General features: G+C 65.9%; 21 protein-coding genes. 7 read left to right on the top strand and 14 right to left on the bottom strand.

The window, feature by feature from the left end:
• Positions 1-5: 5 nt before the first annotated feature.
• The gene (locus tag D5S18_RS02780; protein ID WP_120037639.1) at positions 6-554 is read right to left on the bottom strand and encodes a DUF8020 domain-containing protein; all 549 of its coding nucleotides are present in this window, start codon (positions 552-554) and stop codon (positions 6-8) included.
• Between the two features lie 297 nt (positions 555-851).
• Between D5S18_RS02780 and D5S18_RS02775 the strand changes: the two genes are divergently transcribed.
• Positions 852-1,547, top strand: a complete 696-nt coding sequence (locus D5S18_RS02775) for a histidine phosphatase family protein (RefSeq protein WP_203236549.1) — start codon at positions 852-854, stop codon at positions 1,545-1,547.
• A gap of 18 nt (positions 1,548-1,565) precedes the next feature.
• On the opposite strand, the gene D5S18_RS02770 is transcribed toward D5S18_RS02775, so the two are convergent.
• Positions 1,566-1,982, bottom strand: coding sequence for an aggregation-promoting factor C-terminal-like domain-containing protein (locus D5S18_RS02770; protein WP_120037637.1), 417 nt, complete (start codon positions 1,980-1,982; stop codon positions 1,566-1,568).
• Positions 1,983-2,337: 355 nt separating this feature from the next.
• On the opposite strand from D5S18_RS02770, the gene D5S18_RS34315 reads away from it, so the two are divergent.
• The gene (locus tag D5S18_RS34315; RefSeq protein ID WP_147403828.1) at positions 2,338-2,541 is read left to right on the top strand and encodes a hypothetical protein; all 204 of its coding nucleotides are present in this window, start codon (positions 2,338-2,340) and stop codon (positions 2,539-2,541) included.
• On the opposite strand, the gene D5S18_RS02765 is transcribed toward D5S18_RS34315, so the two are convergent.
• Complete coding sequence (locus tag D5S18_RS02765; RefSeq protein ID WP_203236548.1) at positions 2,522-4,099, bottom strand: ATP-binding protein; 1,578 nt, start codon at positions 4,097-4,099, stop codon at positions 2,522-2,524. The two genes, D5S18_RS34315 and D5S18_RS02765, sit on opposite strands and share 20 nt — an antisense overlap.
• 108 nt (positions 4,100-4,207) lie before the next feature.
• Entirely contained in the window at positions 4,208-5,659 is a 1,452-nt protein-coding gene (locus D5S18_RS02760; protein WP_120037635.1) for a purine-cytosine permease family protein, read from the bottom strand.
• Between the two features lie 171 nt (positions 5,660-5,830).
• Between D5S18_RS02760 and hutC the strand changes: the two genes are divergently transcribed.
• Positions 5,831-6,583, top strand: coding sequence for a histidine utilization transcriptional repressor HutC (gene hutC, locus D5S18_RS02755; protein ID WP_120037633.1), 753 nt, complete (start codon positions 5,831-5,833; stop codon positions 6,581-6,583).
• 46 nt (positions 6,584-6,629) lie between these two features.
• Here the strand turns inward: hutC and D5S18_RS02750 are convergent, their stop codons facing one another.
• The 8 genes from D5S18_RS02750 to D5S18_RS02715 form a co-directional block, all read right to left on the bottom strand.
• Positions 6,630-7,043 carry an SCP2 sterol-binding domain-containing protein gene (locus D5S18_RS02750; protein ID WP_120037631.1) on the bottom strand — a complete coding sequence of 138 codons (414 nt, stop codon included), beginning with the start codon at positions 7,041-7,043 and terminating at the stop codon, positions 6,630-6,632.
• Positions 7,040-7,900: an SDR family NAD(P)-dependent oxidoreductase gene (locus tag D5S18_RS02745; protein WP_120037629.1), complete on the bottom strand. Its 861-nt coding sequence runs from the start codon at positions 7,898-7,900 to the stop codon at positions 7,040-7,042. Before D5S18_RS02745 ends, D5S18_RS02750 begins: the two co-directional genes overlap by 4 nt.
• Positions 7,897-9,243 (bottom strand): cytochrome P450, encoded by a 1,347-nt coding sequence (locus D5S18_RS02740; RefSeq protein ID WP_239003490.1) that lies wholly within the window; start codon positions 9,241-9,243, stop codon positions 7,897-7,899. The genes D5S18_RS02745 and D5S18_RS02740 overlap by 4 nt, the downstream gene beginning before the upstream one ends.
• Before the next feature lie 31 nt (positions 9,244-9,274).
• Complete coding sequence (locus D5S18_RS02735) at positions 9,275-11,944, bottom strand: aminotransferase class III-fold pyridoxal phosphate-dependent enzyme (RefSeq protein WP_120037627.1); 2,670 nt, start codon at positions 11,942-11,944, stop codon at positions 9,275-9,277.
• Between the two features lie 29 nt (positions 11,945-11,973).
• Positions 11,974-12,927 (bottom strand): beta-ketoacyl-[acyl-carrier-protein] synthase family protein, encoded by a 954-nt coding sequence (locus D5S18_RS02730; protein ID WP_120037625.1) that lies wholly within the window; start codon positions 12,925-12,927, stop codon positions 11,974-11,976.
• Position 12,928: 1 nt separating this feature from the next.
• Positions 12,929-13,795, bottom strand: a complete 867-nt coding sequence (locus tag D5S18_RS02725; RefSeq protein WP_239003489.1) for a 3-oxoacyl-[acyl-carrier-protein] synthase III C-terminal domain-containing protein — start codon at positions 13,793-13,795, stop codon at positions 12,929-12,931.
• Positions 13,796-14,232: 437 nt separating this feature from the next.
• Positions 14,233-15,150: a ParB/RepB/Spo0J family partition protein gene (locus tag D5S18_RS02720; protein WP_120037621.1), complete on the bottom strand. Its 918-nt coding sequence runs from the start codon at positions 15,148-15,150 to the stop codon at positions 14,233-14,235.
• 258 nt (positions 15,151-15,408) lie between these two features.
• Positions 15,409-17,685 carry an MMPL family transporter gene (locus D5S18_RS02715; RefSeq protein WP_239003488.1) on the bottom strand — a complete coding sequence of 759 codons (2,277 nt, stop codon included), beginning with the start codon at positions 17,683-17,685 and terminating at the stop codon, positions 15,409-15,411.
• A 110-nt stretch (positions 17,686-17,795) separates the two neighbouring features.
• On the opposite strand from D5S18_RS02715, the gene D5S18_RS02710 reads away from it, so the two are divergent.
• The 4 genes from D5S18_RS02710 (at position 17,796) to D5S18_RS02695 (ending at position 21,029) form a co-directional block, all read left to right on the top strand.
• Positions 17,796-18,473 carry a TetR/AcrR family transcriptional regulator gene (locus D5S18_RS02710; protein ID WP_147403827.1) on the top strand — a complete coding sequence of 226 codons (678 nt, stop codon included), beginning with the start codon at positions 17,796-17,798 and terminating at the stop codon, positions 18,471-18,473.
• A gap of 81 nt (positions 18,474-18,554) precedes the next feature.
• Positions 18,555-19,055, top strand: coding sequence for a universal stress protein (locus D5S18_RS02705; protein ID WP_120037617.1), 501 nt, complete (start codon positions 18,555-18,557; stop codon positions 19,053-19,055).
• Complete coding sequence (locus D5S18_RS02700; RefSeq protein WP_203236547.1) at positions 19,052-20,290, top strand: saccharopine dehydrogenase family protein; 1,239 nt, start codon at positions 19,052-19,054, stop codon at positions 20,288-20,290. The genes D5S18_RS02705 and D5S18_RS02700 overlap by 4 nt, the downstream gene beginning before the upstream one ends.
• A gap of 103 nt (positions 20,291-20,393) precedes the next feature.
• On the top strand, positions 20,394-21,029 hold the full coding sequence (locus D5S18_RS02695; protein WP_120037615.1) for a phospholipase D-like domain-containing protein: 636 nt from the start codon (positions 20,394-20,396) through the stop codon (positions 21,027-21,029).
• 45 nt (positions 21,030-21,074) lie between these two features.
• Here the strand turns inward: D5S18_RS02695 and glpD are convergent, their stop codons facing one another.
• Both glpD and glpK read right to left on the bottom strand, forming a co-directional pair.
• Positions 21,075-22,763 carry a glycerol-3-phosphate dehydrogenase gene (glpD, locus tag D5S18_RS02690; RefSeq protein WP_120037613.1) on the bottom strand — a complete coding sequence of 563 codons (1,689 nt, stop codon included), beginning with the start codon at positions 22,761-22,763 and terminating at the stop codon, positions 21,075-21,077.
• A gap of 77 nt (positions 22,764-22,840) precedes the next feature.
• Complete coding sequence (gene glpK, locus D5S18_RS02685) at positions 22,841-24,361, bottom strand: glycerol kinase GlpK (RefSeq protein ID WP_120037611.1); 1,521 nt, start codon at positions 24,359-24,361, stop codon at positions 22,841-22,843.
• Positions 24,362-24,366 lie beyond the last annotated feature (5 nt).

Here is a 24,366-nt window from a genome sequence, read left to right as displayed (position 1 = left end):
GATACTCAGAGGGCCAGCCCGATCAAACCACCGATGATCGCGCCGATGAAGCAGCCGACAATCGCGCCGACCAGGAAGAACCAGATACCGATGACGATGCCGACGACGCATCCGATCACCGCGCCCGCGACGACCGCGCCGCCGTCGCTATCGGCCTGATGCGTGAATGGCAGATCCCGCGAATCGAGCGCGGCCTGCGTGGGACCACCCACCGGGGTCAGCGTCAACGAGGTGTCATTGCGGCTCAAAGACGGTGTGACGGCATAGGTTTCACCGGTTGGCACCCGCAGCACCGTCGGTATGGTGCCCACCGTCGCGCCATCGGCGGCCACCACGGTGACGCCGTCGCCGCCGAGAACGAATTTGCCGGAGGCGAGATCGACGACCGCAGTGGAATGGTCGGCCGCGAGCGTGGTCGTGTAGGCGACGGAGCCGTCCACCCCATTGATCGTGACATCGTGCGCGAGTTCGGCCTCGCCGTGCGCCATGACGGTGGTGATGCTCGTTGCCGCTATGGCCAGCACCGAGGTTGCCACCAATTTTCTGATGAACATTGAACAGTCCTCATCCTTGCCGATTTACCTTTGACGTTCCCCCGACGAACGGCACAGGACCTGGGTCAATGATGCGCTCGGCGATCATTGGTGTCTATGGGGGAGTCGCTCCCCTTTTTGCAGGTAAACGGTATGTTTTTGGATCATGGCTCGACCGGGTTCCCTCCGTGTCGGATGCCGCGCGGAGCGCCTGATCGGTTGTATGCCGCCAATCGTTGGCCAAATACCGCAGGCGGTACCGATTGTTGTTCCGACCGTGCAAGAGGTGTGCCGCACCGGTCGGCTACCGTGTGCGCTATGCCTGTGGACCGACGATCGCTGCTGGCGCTCGGTGCGTCGAGCGCGCTGCTGACCGCGTGCGGTCCGGAAAAGAAGAAGGCGCACGACAAACCGGCCGCCGCGCCGCCGCCCACGCGTCCCGGCGCGCCGATGCCCGGCACGGTGATGATCATCCGCCATGCCGAGAAACCCAGTGGTTCGGGCAAACCCGACGGGATCACCGAGGCGGGGGAGAAGGACGACAAATCGCTGACCGTGCTCGGCTGGAATCGCGCAGGCGCGTTGACGGCGCTGTTCGATCCGCGCGGCTCCGACGGCGCGCCCGCGCCGCTGCGTCCGCACTTGGTCCGGCCCGCAACGATTTTCGCCTCCGCCCCCAATGGGGATGGCAGCAAGCGTCCATTGCAGACGATTGTCCCGCTGGCCGCCGCGCTCGGTCTCACACCGAATCAGCGATTCACCAAAGGCCAAGAAGCCGAACTGGTTTCCGGGCTCGCGGGTGCCACCGATCCGGTGCTGATCAGTTGGCAGCACGAGAATATCGCCGCGATCGTCGCGCATTTGGGGCCGGTCGAGCCGGCGCCGCCGACCTCATGGCCGGGCGACCGCTACGACATCGTCTACGTCTTCAATCGCGCGGCGCCGACGGATCGTTGGAATTTCACCCAGGTCCCGCAGATGCTGCTCGCGGGCGATCGGCCGACACCTATCTGAGCTGTGCCCCAGGGTATTTCAGTACCAGTGGTGGGCCTGCCAGAACACCCACGCGGCTTCAGGGCTCCCGTAGCGGAGGTTCATATAGTCGTAGGCCCAACGGATTTGGGTCAGCGGATTGAATTGCCAATCCCAGCCGTGCGAGGACATCTTCTCCGGCGGCAGTGCCTGACCGAGACCGTACGCACCGCTCGCGGGGTTGATGGCGAAGGTATTCCAGCCGCTCTCATGAGTGATGATGCTGTCGAAGGCCGCGAAATGATGCGGCGGCACGATCAAACGGGCGATCATCTTCGAGGCGAGAGCGGGGGTGCTGGAGCCGAGATCGGCGGAGAGTACGGGTTCGAACGGGTCGCTGGTCGCGATCGGGGCCGCGATCAGGACGGCGCAGCAACTCGCTGCGGTCACGGCGGCGATGCGTAGTAGGTGTGCCATGGCCGGATCGCTCCTAACGCCGGAGGGGTTCCGGTGCAGTTAGCAAACCATTAGTTATTGGCAGGTTGGGTGACCCGGCCCGGCGTGTCAGCGATCCTCGCGCGCCTGCGCGGGATAGAGCCGGTGGATGGTCAAAGCGGCGGCCAGCAGACGGGATTCGGCGGGATCGGTCGGATCGAGGTCGGTGAGTTCGGCGGTAGTTGATATCGACGCAGCGACCGGATTGATTCCCCGCTCTCTCGGATGTGCTCCGCATAACCGGTGTCCTACCTCACCGGTCGGCGATCAGAGCGGCCGACTACCTACTCTGGATCTCAGTAGAAGAAGTCGCCGGCAGAAAGGCAAAGGAGCCACGATGCGACGAGTTCCCACCCAACCCCACCCGCGCACCAAACGCGCGATGACCAGAATGGCTGCCCTCGCCCTGGTCTCCGGCACCCTCGCCATCGGCCTCACCGCCGCCGCCGGTTTCTCCTCCGCGGCAACGACTCATACCCCCAACAGCGCGTTCGCCACCGTTACGACGGCTTCGCTGAACCTCATGCGCGAAGGAGTGTGATCTCCCGCCCCGCAGGACTCGCAGCCGTCGTGAAATTGGTTCGCTTGTCAATGGATTCGGCATCGCTGCGTCGATCGAAGATCACCAGCACCCCCGTATTCAGACCGAGGCGGTCTAAGTAACCGTCCAGTTGGGCGAGTCCGGTGGCAAGCGGGTCGGCCTGCTTGTCGCGCCATACCTTGAGTTCGAGTGCTTCGAGTTGCCAGGTTCGCTGGTTCTCGGCGTTTTTGTACGGCTGACGGATCAAAAGATCGATCCGGCCTCGACCAACGCCGTACTCGCGGTCGATATGGCCGCCGCCGTTCACGACTCGATGCAGGAACGCCATCATCACCAATTGAGGGGCAACTTCATGGTAGCCGTGTTTCGCGACCATGATCTCACCGTTCTGCTTCCAGAAGTTGGCGAATTCGGTAAGGAGTAGCCGGAAATCGAGGCGGCCGTCAGGGAGGCGGAAGTTGCGCGGTTCGGCGACGATCGCCTCTTCGATGACGCCGCCGAGGACTCTCACGATGACTTCTTGGTAGATCGGGTTGGCAATCCTGGCGGGCCGGGTGGGGGCGATGAGTCCGAGATCACGCACATAGGCGATGGAATCGTTGAAGACGGGATCGACATCCGGAAGTGTTCCAGCGACTATCGGTTCGATAACCGACTGTACCCGCGGCTCGTTGAGTACTTTGATGAGCGAGTCCAAATGTGTGGCGCGCGCCAGGATCAACCGCTCCTTTGCTTCGTCGATGTGGTCGTCGGTGATGTCGGTCTCGACCCGCATCTGTTCGATCACCTCGGCGGCGAGCGAATTGACCAACCAGGGCTGTCCCTGGGTGTAGTAATAGGCGAGATCGATTGCGCGAGTAGTGAATTTCTGTCCGGTTTCGGCGGTGTGCTGTCGATACAGTTCCGTCACCTCTGCGAGGGTGAAGTCCGCGATTCGCATCGACTCGACATTGATGTTGAATGGGCTCGCTGAGCCGAGCCGGGTTGGATCGCCTCCCGAAGCCGCCTTGTAGTCGCGGACATCGCGAAGTCCGCACAGCACAATCGAATGAACAAAACTCTTCTTCTGGTATGTGTATCCAGCTCGAAGCTGGTGCAAGACGCTGCGCAGGCTTTCGCCGCCCATCGCATCGATTTCATCGAAGAACAGAACGAGTGGCCTCGGGCAGTTACGTGCCCAAGTTCCCAACCCCTTATTCAAAGCTGATCCGGCCGCAGAGGAAGGCCACTCGGTCGGGGGCTGACACTCTGGTGGCAACGCTTGCAATTCGGCTTGCAAGGTGATGTTGTCCAGAAGCGCTTGTTCTGCCCCGCTGAAATCACCACCATAGGGCGCTGCCATTTCGCATGAAAAGCTCAGGGCCGCATACTTGCCTGTCGCCGTGAGCTGATACGCCATCTGCTGAACGGTGGTTGTTTTCCCCGACTGTCTCGGCGCGTGCACGACGAAGTACTGTCCGCGCGAAATGTAACGCATTGCATTGGGCAACCGTTCGGAGGCGGGCAGCATGTAGTGCAGATCCGGGTCGCACGGCCCGGAGGTGTTGAAATATTTCACGGCCACTCCTCGCTCGTCAGTCCTGCGGCTAAGAGGGCCCCCAACCCCGACCCGTGCGGAAGTCTACCCGGCTTCGGGATCGCACCGGTCAGGGCTCCGGGCTGATGACTATGTACGTGAATGGGGTTGAGAGGTAGCGGAATCTGGGAGGAAGTTTGGGGGATAGATCATTTGGGTGGGGGTGTTGGGGGTGCGGCGGGCCAGGGGGTAGTAGAGGGCGGCGGTGACGAGGATGCCTACCAGCCAGGAGATATCGGCGCCGCCGAGGAGGGTGGTTATGGGGCCGGTGTAGAGCTTTTGGGCGAGGAAGGGGATTTGGGACAGGACACCGAGGAGGTAGGCGGTGAGGGCGGTGCGGTTCCAGCGGCCGTAGCGGGCGTCGGGGTTGTAAAGGGCTGGGATATCTATGCGTTCGCGGGAGATCAGGTAGTAGTCGATGAGGTTGATGGCGCTCCACGGGGTGAAGACCATCAGCAGGGTGAGAACGAAATTCTTGAAATTGTCGAGGAAGTCGGCGCTGGCGGCGATGGCGATGAGCATGGAGACGGCGGTGAAACCGACGATGTAGCCGCCGCGGGCCAGGGCCGAGGTGGTGGAGCGCCCGGTGAACGCCGTCACCGAGGTGAGGATGGACATGAAGCCGCCGTAGGCGTTGAGGCAGTTGACGGTCAGCTTGCCGGTGACGATCACGAGGTAGATGAGCAGCGCCACCATGGACGGCCCGGCGAGATCGCCGATGAATCCGACCTGGTTGCCGAGGAATTTCTTGCCGGCGACTGCCGCGACCAACGCGCCGAGCGTCATGGACCACTGCGAGCCGATCACGCTGCCCGCGAAGGTCGCCCAGAAGGTGGCGCGCTCACTCGTGTGGCGCGGCAGGTAGCGGGAATAGTCGGCGACGTACGGTCCGAAGGTGAGCTGCCAGCCCGCGCCGAGGGAGACGGCCAGGACGAAGGTGACGGCGTCGAAGGATTTCGCGCCGATCACCGCGCTCACATCGTATTCGAGGAAAAGCCTGATACCCAGGTAGGTGAATCCGAGGACGCCGACGACCGTGGCGATGCGCCCGATAACGTGGATGAGTCGATATCCGGTCACGGCGACGACGGCGGTGATCGCGCCGAATATGAGGATGCCGACGGTCGGATTGTCGATGTGCAGGATCTTGTTCACCGCCTGCCCGGCCAGCACCGTGCCGGTCGCGGCGAATCCGAGGTACATCACGATCACCAGCAGCAAGGGCAGCACCGCGCCGTACACGCCGAATTGGGCGCGGCTGGAGATCATTTGGGGCAGTCCGAGCCTGGGTCCCTGCGCGGAGTGCAGTGCCATCACGATGCCGCCGAGCACATTGCCGAGCAGTAGGCCGATGATCGCCCACAGCGCGTCCGCCCCGAAGACGACCGCGAGCGCGCCGTCCACAATGGCGGTGATCTGCATGTTCGCGCCGAACCACAGGGTGAACTGGCTCAGTGGCGTGCCGTGGCGTTCGGCGTCGGGGATGACCTCGATGGTGCGCTGCTCAATGGCAGGCCTTCTATCGGACTCGTTGTGCGGCATGGATTTCCGCCTTCCGTCGATGGAGGAGCAGCTACGGAAGTGCGATGCGGTGGAGCCCGGCTTGCGCCCTCGGTTGTGCCCTGGGTCACTGAAACAACCCAGATGCATATTCCTGTATATACAGGTTCGTGTCAACGGCTAGGCTGTGCCTGGACCGAGGGAGGCGCGGCAATGGCCGGTGTGGTGGACGATGTGGATCTGCGGGAGCTGTACGCCGCCGCCGAACCGCGTTCCGCGCCCGCCTACGAGCGGATAAAGACGCTGATTCGCGCGCAGATCGGCGCGGGACGCTGGGTCGCGGGCGACCAACTGCCCTCCGAACACCAGTTGGTGCGCGAACTCGGTATCTCCCGGATGACGATCAATCGAGCTTTGCGCGAGCTGGCCGCCGCGGGTGTGGTGGTGCGCAATATGGGCGTCGGCACTTTCGTCGCCCCCGCGAAGGTGGCGGCCCCGCTGTTCGAGGTGCGCAATATCGCCGACGAGATCCAGCGCCGCGGCCACCGTCATCGCATGGGCGTGGTCCTGCTGCGTCGCGAGCCTCTGGCGGAACATCCCCTGCCGGCCGACTGGTCCGCCGATCACGTCTTCCATTCGGTGCTGGTGCATTTCGACGACGATGTGCCGATCCAGTTGGAGGACCGCTTCGTCGACCCGGTGATCGTCCCCGACTATCTCGCCCAGGATTTCACCACCGTCACCCCCAACCGCTACTTGAGCGCGGTAGCCCCCTTGGTGCGCGGCGAGCACGTGGTGGAAGCAGTGCAGGCCAATCCGGAGGAGGCCAGACTCCTCCGCATCCGCCGCACCGAACCCTGCCTGCAGATCCGCCGCCGCACCTGGTCCGCCAAGGGCCTGGTCAGCTCTGCCCGCCTGCTGCATCCCGGATCCCGCAGCAGACTCGAAGGAACCTTCGAGGCGTGAGCAGCCCATCCGGTTTCGCGACCGGATGGGCTGCGGCGCTACGGATTCAGCGGAACCAGCCGTCCATGCGCAGGGCGGTGGACATACTGCCTTTGACGATCATTCGGCCGGTGGCGAGCAGTTGCAGGCCGCCTGCCTGGCGGGTGATGACGCGCAGGAAGGCCACGTCGTCGACGGTGATGGTGGTGTCGGCGCGCAGGCCGCCGGGGCCGTGGATGGCGGTGCAGGCGCCGCGGCAGATGTGCATATCCCAGGTGTCGGGCGGGGTGCCGATGATCCAGCGGATGATGGCCTCGACCTTGCGGGTCTTGTTGGTATCGATTCCGGCGCACCAGAGTTCGAAGATGCGATCGAGAATGGTGCGGCGTTGGTCGGGATCGGCCATGAGGGCGGCCAATTCGCTGTCGGTGGCGGCGCTGACGTAGGAGACGAACTCCGCTTCGGTGATTTCCGGGCTCATTTCGGCTCCCGTAGTAGGTCCCGGCGCGGTGCGCGCACTTGTTCGAGCCAGCGCGCGCCGATGGGGCCGACGATGCGCTGGTATCCGGTTCCGAGCAGTCGACGGCCCAGTTCGAGGACCAGCGCGTCGCGGCCGACGAGTACTTGAGCGCGCCCGGCCCGGACACCGTCGAGGATGACGCGGGCCGCGGTGTCGGCGGTCACGCCGGGATCGCGGTCGAAGGACTCGACCAGCGCGGAGAGGTCGATGCCCTTGGCCGCGTGCGAATTCCGCACGATGCCCGTCTTCACCCCGCCCGGAATCACACAGGTGACCCGCACGGGGCGATGCGCGGCGCGCAGTTCCATGCGCAGCGCCTCGGTGAACCCGCGCACCGCGAATTTCGAGGCGCTGTAGGCGCCCTGGCCCGGAAACCCGACCAGACCGAAGACGCTGGACACATTGACCAGGTGTCCGTCGCCGGAGGCGATGAGATGCGGCAGGAATGCCTTGGTCCCATTGACCACACCCCAGAAGTTCACCGCCAGCACGCGTTCGAAGTCGGCGAGTTCGGTCTCCTCGACCGATCCGGCGAAGGTGGTGCCCGCATTGTTGAACATCAGATGCACGGTGCCGAATTGGGCGCGAATCGTCTGGGCGTAGTTCGCCATTCGGACCGAATCGCGCACGTCGACGACGTCGCTGCGTACCTGCGCGCCCAAAACCTTTGCCTGCCGGACGGTTTCGGCCAATCCGATCTCGTCGATATCGGACAGTGCCAGCCGCGCGCCCGCCGCCGCGAGCCGCCGCGCCAGCGCCTGTCCGATACCGGATCCGGCGCCGGTGATGACCGCTGTCCGGTCGAGATAGCCGGTCATCGCGGCACCCGGTCGATCTCGGACAGCGGCGGTGCGCTGATGCGTGCCCCACCGGCGGGTGCGAAGGCGACATGTTTGGAACTGGCCGCCTCGGGTCGCCGCCGATCGGTGGTGATGGTGCGCCGCGACAGCAGCACCCGCAGCACCTCGGTGGCCTCCATCATGGCGAAATTCGCCCCGACGCAGCGGCGCGCGCCGCCGCCGAACGGAATCCAGGTCGACGGTGGAATCTCCCCGCCGAGAAAGCGTTCCGGCCGGAACCGATCGGGTTCGGGATGGTTGGCCGGATCGTTCTGCACGATGCCGATCATCGGCATGAGGGTCGCGCCTCTGGGCAGGCGGTAGCCGGCGAGTTCGACGTCCTCGGTCAGCGTCCAGGTGACCTCGAAGATCACCGGATGCTGCCGCAGCGATTCCTTCACCACCGCCTCGAGGTAGGCGGTGTCGTCGGTGAGCGCGGCCCGCGCCGCGTCGCGCGCGACCTTCGGGTTGCGCGCCAATTCGTGCAGCGCCCAGGCCAATCCGGTGGCGGTGGTCTCGTGGCCCGCGATGAGCAGGGTGATCACCTGGTCGCGGATTTCCTTGGCGCTGAGTCGCTCCGGGCCGTCACCTGCCGCGAGCAGTCGCGACAGCACATCGCCGCGCTGCGCGAGATCCGGTGCGTTCCTGCGTTCGTCGATGGTCTCGTAGATGAGGGCATCGATACGGCCGAGCAGTTCCAGCGCGCGCCGCCACGGCCCGTAGCGACGCGCGGCGGGCACATTGAGTCCCATGAGCACCGCGAGGTCCATATTCAGCAGTCGCCCGAGTTGTTCGCGCAGCCGATGCAGGCGCGGGCCGTCGGTGAGGCCGAAGGTGACCCGCGACATGATGTCGAGGGTCAACTCGCGCATCCGGTGGTGGCTTTCGAATGATGCGGCCACGGGCCAGCTTTCGACCTCGCGCTCGGTCAGTTCGCGCACCGTGTCCAGGTAGCCGCGCACGGCGGATTTGCCGAACAGCGGTGCCATCAGTTTGCGCAGCCGCCGGTGCTCGGCGTCGTCGGCCATGAAGACCGAGCGTTCGCCCATGACCGGCGCCATCACCCGATTGCCCTCGCCCGCATGGAATCTGGCGGGTGGGGAGGTGAACATGGCCCCGATGTGGGCGGGATCGTAGAGCAGGATGACCTTGCGCCACGGGTAGATATCCAGCGAGATGACATCGCCGTAGCGTTCGCGCAGGCTCTTGGCCCACAGGTGCCGCCACCAGGTGAACACCACGGTCTGGATCGGCCACGGCAGGCGAGGGCCGGGTGGGGCGAGTGCGCGCCGGTCGTCGGATTCGATGCGCTCCATCAGCATTTCGACTCGTCTCCTCGAAAAATGGTGCGGCTCAGGCGAGGAACAGTCCGTGTTCTTCCATCTCGCCGACGCATTTGCCGAATGCCTCGGCGATGTGGTCGAGGTCGGCGGTGGTGTGGGCGGCGTTGAGGAACAGTCCGTGCAGTTCGGGGAAGTACACCCCGTGCGGGCGCATGTAGTAGGCGAGGGCGATGCTGGCCTTGATATTGGTGCCCGCGATCTTGTCGCGCACCAATTTCGGCGAGGCGTAGTCGAAGGCGATATTGAACATCGAGTGCGAACCCTTGATCTTGCAGGCGATGCCGCGCTCGTCGGTGGTGGCCTTGAGGTCGCCGATGAGGCGACGGGTGTTGGCGTCCAGGTCGGTGTAGATATCCGTATGGCGCCCAAGGTATTCCAGCACCGCCAGGCCCGCCGAGGTGGTGATGGAGTTGCCGCTCATGGTGCCGCCGACGAAGGCGCGCTCGTCCACATCGCGGAACGGGTCGCCGGTGGTGCGCCCGAACTCCATGATCTCGGGCCGTCCGACCACCGCGCCGCACGGCAGACCGCCGCCGATGATCTTGCCGAGGCAGGTCAGGTCGGGGCGCACGCCTGCCAGATGCTGCGCGCCGCCGAAGTGCACCCGGAAACCGGTGACCACCTCGTCGAAGATGAGCACGATCCCGTTGTCGGTGCAGACCTTGCGCAACTGCTCCAGGAACGGTGTGTCGTAGTCGAGTGTCGCGCCGGGCATCGGCTCGATGATCACGGCGGCCAGTTCTTCGGCGTGCTCGGTGATGGACTCGATGGCCGAGGGATGCCCGTACTGGAGCAGTACGGTGCGGTCGGTGACGGCCCGCTGCGCGCCCGCCGAGTTGATCGGCCGCGGCTTGTATTTCTCGCCGCTGAAGACGAACCAGGAGCTCACCGTGCCCTGATCGGTGAAACCGTGGTAGTGGCCCTCGAACTTGGCCACCTTGTCCCGGCGGGTGGCCGCGCGGGCGATGCGCAACGCGACCTGCACCGATTCGGTGCCCGAATTGCACAGCACCACATTGGTCAGCGGGTCGAAGGCGTCGGAGATCAGTTCGGCCAGATCGAGTTCCGCGCGATTGCCCATGGCGTTGACCGCACCCTTGGCCGCCGCCTTCTGGATCGCCTCGACCGCGACCTCGGGTGCGTAGCCGAGGATGTGCGGGCCGTATCCGCAGGACAGATCGATGTAGTCGTTGCCGTCGATATCGCGGACCCGCGATCCCTTGGCCTCCTCGATGATCATCGGGAACTGGCTGGGGAAGACGTAGCGGTCCAGGTGGGTCGGTGCGATGAGCGCGCGCTCCGGATTGTCCTTGATGGCGAGGGACAGCGGACTCTTGGCGCCGATCTCCTCCTCGAACCGGCGCGAGAGTTCCTCGCTCATATAAGGGGAGTAGCGGTCGTTGAACCGCCGGGCGTTGGCCCAGATATCGATCTGCGGATCGACCACGGACACGAAACCCTCACCGGTGAGGAAGGCCAGCGACAGCAGCGTGAACCGGGTGGTCGGGCGCGCGCCGTAGCGGTTGAGCAGGGCGGTGGCGTCGTCGAAGAACGACATGGTGGACCACTTGTCGGTCTGGTCCAGGAAGTAGAGCTTGAGGATATCGGCCATCTCGGCGGCGTAGGCCGCGTAGTGCCGGTCCAGGGTGCCGCGCTCCTCGAGGAAGGCATTGGTGAACCTGGTGACGGCATGCGCCCATTCCTGGCGGGTGCAGGCGAAATAGAAGCCGGCCAGCGCCCACTTGTCGTCCTCGTTCAGCTCGCCGACCAGACCGAAGTCGAGCAGCACGATCTCGCCGCCGTCGCGGAACATGACATTGCCCGGATGCGGGTCGACGTGGAACAGGCCGTGGAAGTAGGCCATGGTGTCGAAGCAGTCCTGCATGCGCCGCGCGAGTTCGGGGCGCTGTTCCGGATCGATCAGGTCGACGTCCTCGCCGGAGATACCGTCGATGTACTCCATCACCAGCACCCGCTCGGTGCTGTATTCGTCGAGTACGCGGGGCACCCGCAGGAACGGGTGCGAGCCGAAGTTCTCCGCGACGGCCCGCTGCCGCTGGGCCTCGGCGCGCATATCGCACTGACCGGTGACGAAGGGGCGCAATTCGTTGAAGTGGGCGGGTCCGTCGAGTTTGCGGACCGCGGGTATGAGCAGGTGGGCGCCGCTGAGCAAGCCGCCGAGCACGCTGGCGCTGGCCTGGAGTCGTTCCGGCACACCGCGTTTGACCACCTTGATGGCCACTTTCTCGCCGGATTCGAGTACCGCGCGATGCACCTGTGCGACCGAGCCGACCGCGACCGGCTCCCAATCGAACTGGGCGAAGAGCTGATCGACGGGTGCGCGCAGGTTGGTGCGCAGCGTCTCCTCGAGCTCCTTGCGGCTCATCGGGGGCAGTCCGGAGAAGAAGGAGCGGAATTCCTCGGTGGCCTCGCGCGGCAGCAGACCGGTTTGGGTGCCGAGTACCTGACCCGCCTTGATGTAGAGCGGACCCATTCTCAGCAGGTAGCCGCGCAGCAATTTGGCGGCGCTGACCTGGCCCGCCGCACCCTTGCGGCGTGCGCCGCTCAGCGCGTAGCGGGCGCCGTAGAAGCCGGTCCACCACAGCAGTCGGCCTGCCTCGACGGCGGCCAGTCCGGACCTGGTGAGCAGGTCGGGGCGGGTCTGGAAATCCTCGGACATGGGGTGTCTCTCCTGAAAGATCAAGGGGTTCAAGCGAATCGGTAGGCGGCGCAGCTCGCGACGGAATGGCCGTCGGCACCGAGGAACAGCGCCTGCCCGGTGGGTTCGGCGGCGTCGAGCCAGGCGCGATAGGCGAAGGGGAGGGCGGCGGTGTGCGGATTGCCCTCGGTCAGTGGGATGTGCAGGCGGTCGATGCCGAGGGCGGTGGCGACGGATTCGGCGAAACCGGGGCACGGGTCGGCGGCGAGCAGGGTCACCGCGGCCGGATCGAGGCCCTCGGCGTCGAGGCAGCGGCGCGTGACATCGATGGCGATCTCGAGACCGCGTTCCAGCGCGGCTTGCTCGGGCGGGGTGACCACGACGGTGCCGCGCCCGCGTCCACCCATGGCGGTGAGCGGGATGTAGCCGATCGGCTTTTGCGGGGCAACCGATCTCGCGCGGTGTACGCGGCCGAATCCGCCGTCGGCGCTCGGGCGGACCAGCACTGCCGCCGCCGTGGCCTGATAGGGGAAATAGACATCGGTCGGCGTGACGCGGGCGGGGTGTCCGTCTCCCGAGACGATGACGCCGGTGCCGCGCCCCGCGGCGTTAATGCCGCTGCCGCGCCCCGCGGCGTTAATGCCACTGCCGCGCTCCGCGGCCATGACGTCACTGCCGCGCCCCGCGGCGCCGAAGTTGGTCTCCAGCACCTCGATCGCGTCGAGGAAGCCGCACGGCCCGTTCATCAGGTCGAAGGACAGGGCGGGCGCGGGTTGGCCGGTGTAGGACAGGTTGATCTCGGTCTTCTTCTGCACCAGCGCGGCGATAGCGGGTTCCATCAGGTTGTCGTCGCGGTAGACGCCGGTATTGATCAGCAGATCCACCGCGTCGGGCGCCAGATCCGCGGCCGCCAGGCAGCGGCGCACCGCGAGGGTGGCGCGGTCGATGGATCCGGCCGCCTCCGGTTCGCGGACCACCGCCGAGGCGACTATCGAGACAGGCATATCAACTTCCCAGTGCCGAGACCCGCACCGACATGTGGCCGTACACCATGCCGGAGGCGGATGGAATGATCAGGATTTTCGCGCCGGGCGCGATGGTGCCGCGTCGAATGTGTTCGTGCAGCGCGACGAAATGCGAGGTGGAGGCGGTGTTGCCGAATTCCTCCATGACGGTCAGGCTGGTCGGCGCCGGGACGCCGGATTCGCGTTCCAGCAGTGCGTTGATATAGTCCAGCGCCCGACTGCTGAATTGATGGTGAATAATGAAGTCGAATTTCTCCTCCTCGATGCGGGTGCCGCGGTTGCGGAGGAAATCCAGATACCAGGTGACGCCCTGGAGGTAGCGCTCCTCGGTGTGCATGGATTTGTTGTCGGTGTACATGGCCACACCCTCGGTGCGGTCGCTCGGCATGCCGAAGCAGAATTCCGCGTAGCCGGCGGAGGTCATCAATTCGACATAGTCGATGACATCGGCGTCGTCGGTGGCGGTATCGATGATCACGCCCGCGCCCGCGTCGCCGACCGAGAGCGAGGCGAACTGCGGATCGTACTGTTCGGCGATCTCGCGGACCGCCGTCTCGGCGATCGGGGTGATCTGCTCCCCGCTGACCACCAGTCCGACGCGGGCGCGGCCCTGGCGAATCATGCGGTCCAGCACCATGACTCCGGTGACCATGCCCGCGCAGGCGTTGCCGAGGTCGAAGGCGGCGGCCCGGTGCGCGCCGATCCCCTCGGCGATGGCCGCGGCCAGGGTCGGTTCGATGCCGAATCGGTCGGATCCGCGTCGGCGGGTGATCGAGGTGGAGATCACCACATCGATATCGGCGGCGCGGTAGCGGGAATTCGCCAGGGCCGAATTGGCGGCTTTCACGGCGAGAACATAGGAATCCTCGTACGACTCGGCGGACCGGTCGTAAACCCTTCTGTTTGCAACTCCGGTAAGTGCCTCGATTGGCGGCGCCTTTCTGGAATTGATTTGCGCGAGCAGCTCGTCGGTCGAGACGGAGGTGGTCGGAAGATAGGTTCCGATCGACTCGATCCTGGTGCTCTTTTCGTTCGACGATGACATCGGATCAGCTCCAATCCAGGGCCTGTGCGCCCTCGGTCAATCGTTCAGTACACCCCGCGAAAGCGTCAATGTGCGCCGGTAGAATGACCGATTGGTGTTATATGTCCGCTCTGTGACCCCAATTCGATGACGCGTGATATGAATTGTTCCGCGCACGTCTTATTCCGGGCCGCACGAATGCGGTCCGGTGCATGTCGGAAAGCGCGCCGGACCGATCCGGCGCGCTTTTCAGCGAGAATTCAGGAGTTGGCGGCCGGGGCGATGACCCCGACGCGGGCGTCGAGGCGGTCGCCGATCATGGCCGCGAAGCCCTGCCAGTGCTGCGCGTTCTGCCGCGCCATTTCGTGAATGAGGTTGAGGCAGTGCTCGGGCAGCTGCCCGGCCAACTCCACCGACTCGGCCTTGGTGCGCGGTGCGGCGTCGAGCCAGCGCAGCAATTGGCGGCCGGTCTCCGACAGGCGCAGCGACGGGTCGCGGCGCAGTCGGTCGATGAGGGTGGCCGCGGCGGGCTGCGTGCTGGGGGAGACCGCGCGCACCACCGCGGCGTGCCCGCGCAACGTCCTCGGCCGCGCGGTCTCGGCGCGTGGCGCGGCGGGTTCGCGCAGTCGGCGGACCCTGCCGTCGCGCCCCAAACGCGCAGGCGTCTGGGGAATTTCCCCAGCCGCGCGTCGTCGGATGGCGCCGACGGTCTTGTGATCGAGGCCGGTGATCACCCCGATTCGGCGATCGGACCAGGTCGGATACATGAGCATGATGCGCAGCGAGGCCACCTTGCGATCCTTCAGCGACAGTGGCAGACCGTGCGCGATATTCGACTGCACTGCCAGAACGAACGCCGCCTCGGCCGACCCGTCGAAGTAGCGCACCGGAATGGTGCGCAGTCCTTTGGATCTCGCGGCCGCGAGGCGGTGCAGTCCGTCGATGACGTGCATGCTGTCGCGGTGCACCACGATCGGCGGCAGCGTCTGCAGCGACTGCGCGAGCAACTGGGTATGTCCGCTGTCCACCGCGCGCACCCGCAGGAACTCGCTGCTCTCGACCGCGTCTATCGGAATCTCGACGATCTCGCCCGAGACGCCGTCGCCGGAAATGGGGATGGCACAGCCGAGTGTGCCGCGATAATCGAAGACCCCGGTGTCGGCTATCTGTTCCTTCATGCCTAAATCACCCCTGTGCGGGGCGTGCCTACTGAATTCCCGCACACGCCCCTGGTCGTATCTCGTAGCGAGATCGATGTGTGACCGAGCTCGTGCGTGCGTGGGCACCCCGGTGGACCGGATCGCACGCGGCTCGCTGTCGTAAAGAATTATTGCATGATGATTACGGTCCCGCCAGGAAACGTCACTTTACGTATCGGGGTCGAACAGGATATCGGAAATCTGCTGCACAACGAACGATCGACATTGTGAACGCGGTCACATGCGATCGGCTTTTTCGGGTTTCAGCAAGAAGACTTTTCGGTTAACTCTGCGTCGGCGCACCGGAAACCGCTTTCCGGAGATGCTGGGCAGCCACCAGTTCCAGCGGCCGAACAGTCGCATCAGCGCGGGGACCAGGATGAGTCGGACCACTATCGCGTCGATGGCGACCGCGACCGCGAGGGAGAAGCCGATCTGCTTGTCCTCCAACACATGTGCGGTCACGAAACTGCCGAAGACCACCACCATGATGGCGGCCGCGGTGCTGATCGGGCGCGCGGTGTGGGCCAGGCCCGCCGCCACCGCGCTCTCATTGTCTCCATCGCGATCCCAGATCTCTTTGACGCGACCGATGAGAAATACCTCGTAATCCATGGACAGACCGAACAGTACGGCGAAGACGACGGTCGGCAGAAACACCTGGACAAAACCCCTGCTGTGGAAATCGAGAATATTCTCGCCGAGCCCCCATTGGAATATCGCGACGGTGATTCCCATGGCCGCCGCAATGGCGAACATATTCATGAGAATGGCCTCGATCGGCAGCAGCACACTGCGGAAGACAATGATGAGGAATATGAACGAGGCGGCCAGTACCAGGCCGAACACCAATGCGGATCGGTCGGTGATCTCATTGCCGAAATCCACGTATTCCGCCGTCGCGCCGCCGATCCGCAGCACCGGTCCGTCCGATTCGCCGATTTTTCGCGCGTCGGCCCGCAGGGATTTCACCAGATCGGTGGCATCGGTCGAATCGAAGGGGATGCGCAGAATCACGGTTGCCACCGCGCGACCTTCGACCGTTTCCGGAAGCACCTGTGCGATGCGGTGGTCATCGCCGATCTTGGCGAAGAATTCCCGAGTGCGCCGCGCCTGCTCGGCGTCGAGCGGTCCGTCCGCGCGGGTGGTCCCCACGATCTGCAGCGGGGCGAGCAGTCCACTGGCGAACTTCTGCTCGATGACCTGCGTGGCGCGCCCCGAAGGCTGTTCGGCCAATGCCTGTACACCGGCGTCCAAGCCGAACTTCATCCCGGCCAGCGGCAGCGCGGACAACACGAGCACTCCTAGTGCCGCGCAGGCGAAGACGACCGGTCGCCGCATGATCGTCGCGGCCCAGCGCTCCCAGCGACTTTCGCCGCGTACGGCGCGGGTATCCGGTGGCTGGAAGCGGGCGGGGAGCGATCCGGCATTGATCCGGTGGCCGAGACCGGCCAGCACGGCGGGCAGCAGCGTGAGCGAGATCAGTAGCGCGGCCGCGACGGCGGCGGCCACCCCGCCCGCCACGGCGCGGAAGATGGGCACCCGCACCACGAACAGCGCGCCCAGCGAGATCATGACGATCAGGCCGGAGGCGAGGATATTGCGGCCGGTGGTGTCGACGGTCACCGCGACGGCCCTGCGCACCCCGGCGCGTCGGTCCTCGATCCCGGTGTGCGCCAGCTCCTCTCGGAATCGGCTGACCAGGAACATCGAGTAGTCGATGCCGACGCCGGTGCCGATCATGGTGGCTACGGCCAGCACCAGCGTGTCGAAATGCAGCAGCGTCGACAGCAGGAAGATCAGTCCGTACGCGCCCGCGATCCCGGCCACGGCCATACCCACCGGCACGGCCGCCGCTACCAGCGCGCCCATGGCCAGCACCAGCAGTAGCAGCGCCACCGGCAGGCCGATGGCCTCGGCCTGCGTCGTATCCTCGACGCCGACCCGGATCTGGTCGTTCTGCTGCGGGGAGTGTCCCGTGAGGCCGATATATATCGTGCTGGAACTGATTCGACGCAACTTGCCGGTGATCTCGTCGGCGATCGCGCCGCGGCGGGTTTCGGTGCCGACGAGGCTGACAATGGCGATGGCCGAACTCTGGTCGGCGGCAATGAGGTTGATGGGGCCGCCGTCGAAAGGGCCGAGCACCTCGGAGACATCATGTGTGGTGCGCACCGCGGTCAGGGCGCGCGTCACGGCCTCCTGGTATTCCGGCGTGCGCACCGAGCGGCCGTGTCCGTCGAAGACCACCACATCCTGTTCCGCGCCGATAGTGGGGAAGTGATCGGCCAGGACCTGGCGCGCATGTGCCGATTCCGCCGTATCGACGGTGAAATCCGGTGCGCGCAGCCTACTTTCGAGTACAGGCACGCAGACGGCGCAGGCGACGAGCAGTACCGCCCACCCGCCGAGAACGGTGCGCCAGTGCGCGGCGACGAAGGCTCCCCAGCGATGCGCGAGTCCCGGTTTCGGTACGGATTCGATCCGCGTCGGCATCGAGTCCAGTTGCGCCATGGCACATCTCCCACCTGAAAGCGACTCCCAGCTCGTGGCGAGTCTACGAGCGGGACACGCCATCCTGCAAGTGACTTTCTGTTTTTCCCGGGCGCCGTTAAGCTGTGCCCGTGACCCGTTCAGAGTCGAACGCGCCCGCATCGAAGGCGACCATGTCGGTGTGGGAGCGCAAGAAATTGCTTGCCATGCGCGAGATCCAGCGTGTCGCCCTCGACCTGTTCGATGAGCACGGCTTCCGCAGTGTCACCGTGGAGCAGGTGGCCATCGCCTCCAATGTGTCCCCGAGTTCGATCTACCGCTACTTCGGGACGAAAGAGGCGCTGATCCTGTGGGACGAGTACGACCCGCAGTTCATCGAATTGCTCGGCACGGCAGACGAATCCGAGGCCGTGGCGCCCGGTGAGTTCATCGAGATGATTCGCGCGGCGGTGCCCGCGCTGGTGCACGAACTGGCCGCCGACGAGGAGCGGATTCGGCGTCGGATGCGCTATGTGGTGAGTCAACCCGACGTGCGCGACGGATTGGCGCGGCAGACAAGGCAATTGGAGGTCGAGTTGCGGGCGATGATCGCCCGCAGGCTCGGCCGCGATCAGGGTGACCTGGATGTGCGGCTGTTGGCCGCCTCGGCCGCCTGGGGTTTCGATGCCGCGCTGGACTATTGGGGCGAGACGGGTTTCGCCATGCCGCTGGCCGAGGCGCTCACCTATGTCATCGAGGCGCTGACCCGCAGTGCCGAGGCGATGCTGACCTTTCCCGCACCCGTGTCACGCGGCGGAAACAAATCCTGAAAGTGACTTGCAGGTTCAACCGCCGCTCCGTATAGTCGCCGGTAAGGGTGATAGTCACTGTCTATTTACAGGAGTGGCGACATGATTTCCGTGGAATCTTCCAGCCCGTACCGGACCATCCTCGTGGGCGCCAATGGCTCCGCCGGATCGCTGGCGGCCCTACATCGGGCCGCCCTATTGGCCCGAATATCGCGGGCCGAGTTGATCATTGCCTGCGCCTACGACAGTTCGATCGGCGCCCGTCGCCTCTCGCCCATCGACTCCTACGCCGATGCCGAGCGTCTGCTGCGGGTCACCGCGCGGGTGGACGGCATTCTGCAATCAGCGGTCGGACAGGCCGAGGCGCTGGGGGCGCGCCACATCACGCCGTACGCGGTGCCGGGTTCGGTGCGCGAGGGATTGCTCACCGTGGCAACCGATTACGCCGCCGATCTGATGGTGCTCGGCCATCGGCGCGCGGGCGCGGCCTGCGATGCCGTAGGCCCGCTCGGCCATGTCGTGGCCAATCACGCGAATGCCGATGTGCTGCTGGTGCGCCCGCGTCACTGTCCCGGCCCCGAGTGCGAGGACGGCGACCGATGACGGATCTGCTCATGCTCGGCGGCGCGGGTCAGATGGGTCGAGCCGCCGCCGCGACGCTGGCACGCGCCCCCGAGGTCAACAGGCTGGTGGTCACCGATCTGGTCGCGCAGCGCGCGGTCGAGTTCGCGAAAACGCTGGGTCCCAAGGCGATCGGCGTCGGACTCGATGTCACCGACGCGCCCGCGCTGCGGGCTGCCCTCGCCGAATGCGACCTGGTTCTCAATACCGTCGGGCCGTTCTTCCGCTTCGGCGCACCGATTCTGGCCGCCGCGATCGAAGTCGGTCGCGACTACATCGACATCTGCGACGACTGGGAACCCACCCTCGCCATGCTGGCCATGGACGAAAAGGCCTGCGCCGCAGGCACAGTCGCGCTGGTGGGGATGGGCAGCAGTCCGGGCGTGGCGAATCTGCTCGCCCTGCTCGCCGCGCGCGAACTCGATACCGTCGACTCCTTGATCACGGCATGGAGCGGCGAGGACGCCCCCGAGCCCGTATCGGACAGCGATGGACCGAGCGCGGCCTACGTGCATGCCGTCCACCAGATCAGCGGATCGATTCGAGTGCGCCGCAACGGATTCCCGGTCGATCGCCGCGCGCTGGAGCGCATTGTCATCGATTATCCCGGTATCGGTGCAGGCGTGGGCTACAGTTTCGGCCATCCGGAGGCGGTCACGTTGGATCGGGCGCTGCCGGGGCTGCGCAACAACACCAATGTCATGCTCGGCGGCCCTACGCTCATCACTGTCGGCCGCACGTTGCGCTGGTTGGTGGCCAGGGGTGTGCTCACCGCCGACCGGGCCGCCGCCGTGGCCGAGCGCACGCTCGGCCTACTGCCCGCGACCAGTCCGCTCCGACCCGGTTCGCTACCACCGCTTTTCGCCCTGGCCACGGGTTCGCGCGCGGGGGAGCGGGCGAGCGCGGCGACCGCGCTGGCCCAGGTGCCGGGGGCGAGCATGGCCGAGAATACGGGTATCCCACTGGCCGTCGCCGCCCTGCAGTTGCTCCGTGCCGATTCGGTGCCGCAGGCCCGGCGCCGTCCCGGTGTGCACACTCCCGAAACGCTGATCGATCCGGCCGAGTTCTTCGCCGCTTTCGCCCCGCACTGCATCGGCGCGCCGCCCGCGGCCGCAATGACCGTGACCACTCGCTCGTGGTCCTCGGCCGAAGAGAACGCCACCTGCCTGCGCACCTCGCTGCTCACCGCTTTTCTCGCAGCCGGAACAGTCGGTTAACGACCGCTGACGAGGCGCGATATCCGGGCACACGGGGCTTTCCCGTGTGCGGTGATCGAACGCGATGGGGATATCGAACCGGCAACAAGCGAGGAGCACGACCATGCCCGCGAACACAGGGGCGGAGAAACCCGACACACTGCAAACATTCACCCTCGACGACCTGGCCCAGTACACCCGCGAGGGTGCGTTCGGCCCGAATTGCAGCCCGGACCTGCGGGTCTTCTATGTGGGCCGCGACGATGTGCACGGAGTGCTCATGCACCTGTTCACCAGGGCCACGCTGAGCGTGAAGATGAATATGTTCGGCTACGACGATGACGAGTTGAACCAGACTCTAATGGATCTGGCCAAGGACCCGACCATCATGGTGCAGGTGACGCTGGACAAATCCCAGTCCGGCGGCGCGCACGAGAAGCAGATCCTGACCTCGGACGTGGCGGCGGACCCGGAGACCTTCGCCGCCGATTTCGTGGTCGGCCAGTCCGACTCCCACCAGATCAGTCACACCAAGGGTGGCGTGCTGGACGGGATCGTCGCGTTCGAGGGATCCACCAACTGGTCGAGTTCCGGTGAGGGCGTTGGCATCTCGCTCGGCGCGGCCAAACAGAATCCGGGATTCAAGGCGCAGAACAACACCCTGGCGGTGTACACCAACGCCTACGAGATCGCGAAGTTCTCGGCCCGGTTGGACTACGAGCACGGAGTCGCGGCGCATCAGACGCAGCCGCAGTTCTAGCGCGAAGAACGCGGCGCACTCCAGGAGTGCGCCGCGTCCGGGCTACTAGGCCACGGTCGCCAACCGTGCCCGGTTGGCGGTGACATCATCGGCCGCCGCATTGGCGGCCAGTTCGGCCTGCACCCGATCCCGGTAGCGAGTGACCTCGCGCTCGGTTTCGGCTGCGTCCCAACCCAAATGGGGTGCGATGAGCCGGGCGATCTCCGGTGCGGCGGCCAGACCCCGGTCGGCCACCTCGATGGAGATCCGGGTGCGGCGGGCGAGCACATCGTCGAGATGCAGCGCGCCTTCCCGCGTTACCGCGTACACCGCCTCGGCGGCCAGGTATTCCTCGGTTCCCGGCAGGAATTCGGCCAACGACGCATCGGCTTCGATCAGTTCGAACAGATCGGTGATCGCCGACCCGTAGCGGCCGAGCAGATGCTGCACGGTCGCCTCGGACAGGCCGCTGCGCCGAACCAAACCGGCGGTGTCCTCGGCCATTTCCTGATAGCCGACCGCGCCGAGCAGTGGCAGATGCTCGGTGACCGAAGGGGCCACCGCCTTGCCGAATCCCTGTACCGCCGCGTCCACCACATCGGCGGCCATCACCCGGTAGGTGGTGTACTTGCCGCCCGCGACGACGAACAGTCCCGCGACCGGTTCGGCCACCGCGTGTTCGCGCGAGAGCTTGGTGGTGTCGCTCGCGGACGCGCCGGACAGCAGTGGCCGCAGACCCGCGTAGGTGCCGACGATATCGGCCTCGGTGAGCGGTTCGCGCAGCAGCGAATTGACGTGATCGAGGATGTAGCGGATATCGGCCTGGCTGGCCGACGGATGGTCCTTGTCCAGCGACCAGTCGGTGTCGGTGGTGCCGATGATCCAGTGCGCGCCCCACGGGATGACGAACAGCACGCTCTTCTCGGTGCGCATGATCAGGCCGGTGTCCAGGTTCAGCCGCTCGCGCGGGACCAGGATGTGCACCCCCTTGGAGGTGCGCACGTGGAACGGGAAGTCCACGCCGGTCATGCGATTCATCTCGTCGGTCCACACGCCGGTCGCGCTGATGACGCTGCGGGCGCGCACCGCGTACTCGCGCCCGGTCTCCACATCGGTGACGCGCGCGCCGACGACCTGCTCGCCCTCGCGCAGCAGTCCGGTGACCTTGGTGCGGGTCAGTACGGTCGCGCCGTGGCGGGCCGCGGTGCGGGCGATGGTCATGGTGTGGCGGGCGTCGTCGACCTGGGCGTCGTAGTAGCGGATCGCTCCGGTCAGCGCGTCCGCGCGCAGCGCGGGCGCCAATGCCAGTGCACGGGTGCGGGACAGGTGGCGATGCATGGGCAGTGCCCTGGCCCCGCCCATGGTGTCGTACAGGGCGATGCCCGCGCCGATGTAGGCGCGCTCCCAGACCCGGTGTTGCAGCGGGAACAGGAACGGCACCGGCCGCACCAGGTGCGGGGCGAGTTTGCGCAGCAGCAGGCCGCGTTCCTGCAGCGCCTCGCGCACCAGCCAGAAGTCCAGTTGCTCCAGGTAGCGCAGGCCGCCGTGGATGAGCTTGCTGGAGCGAGAGGAGGTGCCCGCCGCGAAATCGCGTGCCTCGACCATGGTCACGGTCAGGCCGCGGGAGGCGGCGTCGAGCGCGGCTCCGGCGCCGACCACGCCGCCACCGATCACCAGTACGTCGATTTCCTTGTCACCGAGCGCGTTGAGCGCCGCAGCGCGGTATGCGGGGTCCAGTCTTGCGGACACAGCCATTCTCCTTGCTTGGTATCAGGTATAACGCTGAAGAGCGGCAGCGGATTTCAGTCGTGACGAAGCCGACGCCGCATCGATCAGTCGTCGAGATCGATCCAGTCGAGGGTGCGCTCGACGGCCTTCTTCCAGCGGCGGTAGCCCTTTTCGCGCTGTTCCTCGGTGGCGGTGGGTTCCCAGCGCTTGGCTTCCTGCCAGTTGCGCTCCAATTCGTCGGTGCCGCTCCAGAATCCGACCGCCAGGCCTGCGGCGTAGGCCGCCCCGAGCGCGGTGGTCTCGGCGACCACCGGCCGCGAGACCGGGACGCCGAGGAAGTCGGCCTGCAACTGCATGCACAGCTCGTTGGCGGTGACACCGCCGTCGACGCGCAGCATGTCCAGGCGCACACCGGAATCGGCCTGCATGGCCTCGACCACGTCGCGGGTCTGGTAGCAGATGGATTCCAGGGTGGCCCTGGCCAGGTGGGCGTTATTGCTGTAGCGGGACAGTCCGACGATGACGCCGCGCGCGTCCGAACGCCAGTACGGCGCGAACAGTCCGGAGAACGCGGGCACGAAGTACACCCCGCCGTTGTCCTCGGCCTGCCTGGCCAGCGATTCGCTTTGCGCGGCGCCGGAGATGATGCCCAACTGGTCGCGCAGCCACTGCACCGCGGACCCGGTGACCGCGATCGAACCCTCCAGGGCGTACACCGGTTTGGCGGAACCGAGCTGGTAGGCCACCGTGGTCAACAGTCCGTGCTCGGAGCGCACGATCTCGTGACCGGTGTTGAGCAGCAGGAAGTTTCCGGTGCCGTAGGTGTTCTTGGCCTCGCCGGGACGGAAGCACACCTGGCCGACGGTGGCGGCCTGCTGGTCGCCGAGCACACCGGCCAGCGGCACGACGCCGCCGAAGGGTCCGTCGGCGCGGGTGGTGCCGAACAGTTCCGGATTGGAGGAGGGCGCGATGGTGGGGAGCATGGCGCGTGGAATGCCGAAGATGGCCAGCAGTTCCTCGTCCCAGTCGCAGGTCTCGAGGTTCATCAGCATGGTGCGGCTGGCATTGGTGGGATCGGTGACGTGTACGCCGCCGTCCACCCCGCCGGTCAGATTCCACAGCAGCCAGGTGTCGGTGGTGCCGAAGATGGCCACCCCGCGCGCGGCGTCCTCGGCGACGCCGGGCACGTTGTCCAGGATCCAGCGGAGTTTGCCGCCGGAGAAGTAGGTGGCGGGCGGCAATCCGGCCTTGCGCCTGATGGTTTCGCCGTGGCCCGCGCGTTCGAGTTCGGCGGCGATCCGGTCGGTGCGGGTGTCCTGCCAGACGATGGCGTTGCCGTAGGGCCGTCCGGTCTCGCGGTTCCACACCACGGTGGTCTCGCGCTGGTTGGTGACGCCGACGGCGGCCAGATCGCTCGCCTGCAGGTCGGCCTTGGTGAGGGTGGTCTGGATGACCGCGCGGGTGCGCTCCCAGATCTCGGTGGGGTTGTGCTCGACCCAGCCGGGGCGCGGCAGGATCTGCTCGTGTTCGAGCTGGTGGCGGGCGATCTCGTTGCCGCCGCGGTCGAACACCATGAAGCGGCTGCTCGTGGTGCCCTGGTCGATGGCGCCTACGTACCGACTCATCGTCG

It is taken from the genome of Nocardia panacis, from assembly GCF_003598715.1.
Lineage (GTDB): Bacteria > Actinomycetota > Actinomycetes > Mycobacteriales > Mycobacteriaceae > Nocardia > Nocardia panacis.
Note: the sequence above shows the minus strand (reverse complement) of the source record. Positions and strands in the feature narration are given on the sequence as shown.

What these genes read in the sequence shown, in the direction of transcription:
- D5S18_RS02780 (WP_120037639.1), bottom strand. Translation starts at nt 554, where the DNA reads ATGTTCATCAGAAAATTGGTGGCAACCTCGGTGCTGGCCATAGCGGCA.
- D5S18_RS02775 (WP_203236549.1), top strand. Translation starts at nt 852, where the DNA reads ATGCCTGTGGACCGACGATCGCTGCTGGCGCTCGGTGCGTCGAGCGCG.
- D5S18_RS02770 (WP_120037637.1), bottom strand. Translation starts at nt 1,982, where the DNA reads ATGGCACACCTACTACGCATCGCCGCCGTGACCGCAGCGAGTTGCTGC.
- D5S18_RS34315 (WP_147403828.1), top strand. Translation starts at nt 2,338, where the DNA reads ATGCGACGAGTTCCCACCCAACCCCACCCGCGCACCAAACGCGCGATG.
- D5S18_RS02760 (WP_120037635.1), bottom strand. Translation starts at nt 5,659, where the DNA reads ATGCCGCACAACGAGTCCGATAGAAGGCCTGCCATTGAGCAGCGCACC.
- hutC (WP_120037633.1), top strand. Translation starts at nt 5,831, where the DNA reads ATGGCCGGTGTGGTGGACGATGTGGATCTGCGGGAGCTGTACGCCGCC.
- D5S18_RS02750 (WP_120037631.1), bottom strand. Translation starts at nt 7,043, where the DNA reads ATGAGCCCGGAAATCACCGAAGCGGAGTTCGTCTCCTACGTCAGCGCC.
- D5S18_RS02745 (WP_120037629.1), bottom strand. Translation starts at nt 7,900, where the DNA reads ATGACCGGCTATCTCGACCGGACAGCGGTCATCACCGGCGCCGGATCC.
- D5S18_RS02740 (WP_239003490.1), bottom strand. Translation starts at nt 9,243, where the DNA reads ATGCTGATGGAGCGCATCGAATCCGACGACCGGCGCGCACTCGCCCCA.
- D5S18_RS02735 (WP_120037627.1), bottom strand. Translation starts at nt 11,944, where the DNA reads ATGTCCGAGGATTTCCAGACCCGCCCCGACCTGCTCACCAGGTCCGGA.
- D5S18_RS02730 (WP_120037625.1), bottom strand. Translation starts at nt 12,927, where the DNA reads ATGCCTGTCTCGATAGTCGCCTCGGCGGTGGTCCGCGAACCGGAGGCG.
- D5S18_RS02720 (WP_120037621.1), bottom strand. Translation starts at nt 15,150, where the DNA reads ATGAAGGAACAGATAGCCGACACCGGGGTCTTCGATTATCGCGGCACA.
- D5S18_RS02715 (WP_239003488.1), bottom strand. Translation starts at nt 17,685, where the DNA reads ATGGCGCAACTGGACTCGATGCCGACGCGGATCGAATCCGTACCGAAA.
- D5S18_RS02705 (WP_120037617.1), top strand. Translation starts at nt 18,555, where the DNA reads ATGATTTCCGTGGAATCTTCCAGCCCGTACCGGACCATCCTCGTGGGC.
- D5S18_RS02700 (WP_203236547.1), top strand. Translation starts at nt 19,052, where the DNA reads ATGACGGATCTGCTCATGCTCGGCGGCGCGGGTCAGATGGGTCGAGCC.
- D5S18_RS02695 (WP_120037615.1), top strand. Translation starts at nt 20,394, where the DNA reads ATGCCCGCGAACACAGGGGCGGAGAAACCCGACACACTGCAAACATTC.
- glpD (WP_120037613.1), bottom strand. Translation starts at nt 22,763, where the DNA reads ATGGCTGTGTCCGCAAGACTGGACCCCGCATACCGCGCTGCGGCGCTC.
- glpK (WP_120037611.1), bottom strand. Translation starts at nt 24,361, where the DNA reads ATGAGTCGGTACGTAGGCGCCATCGACCAGGGCACCACGAGCAGCCGC.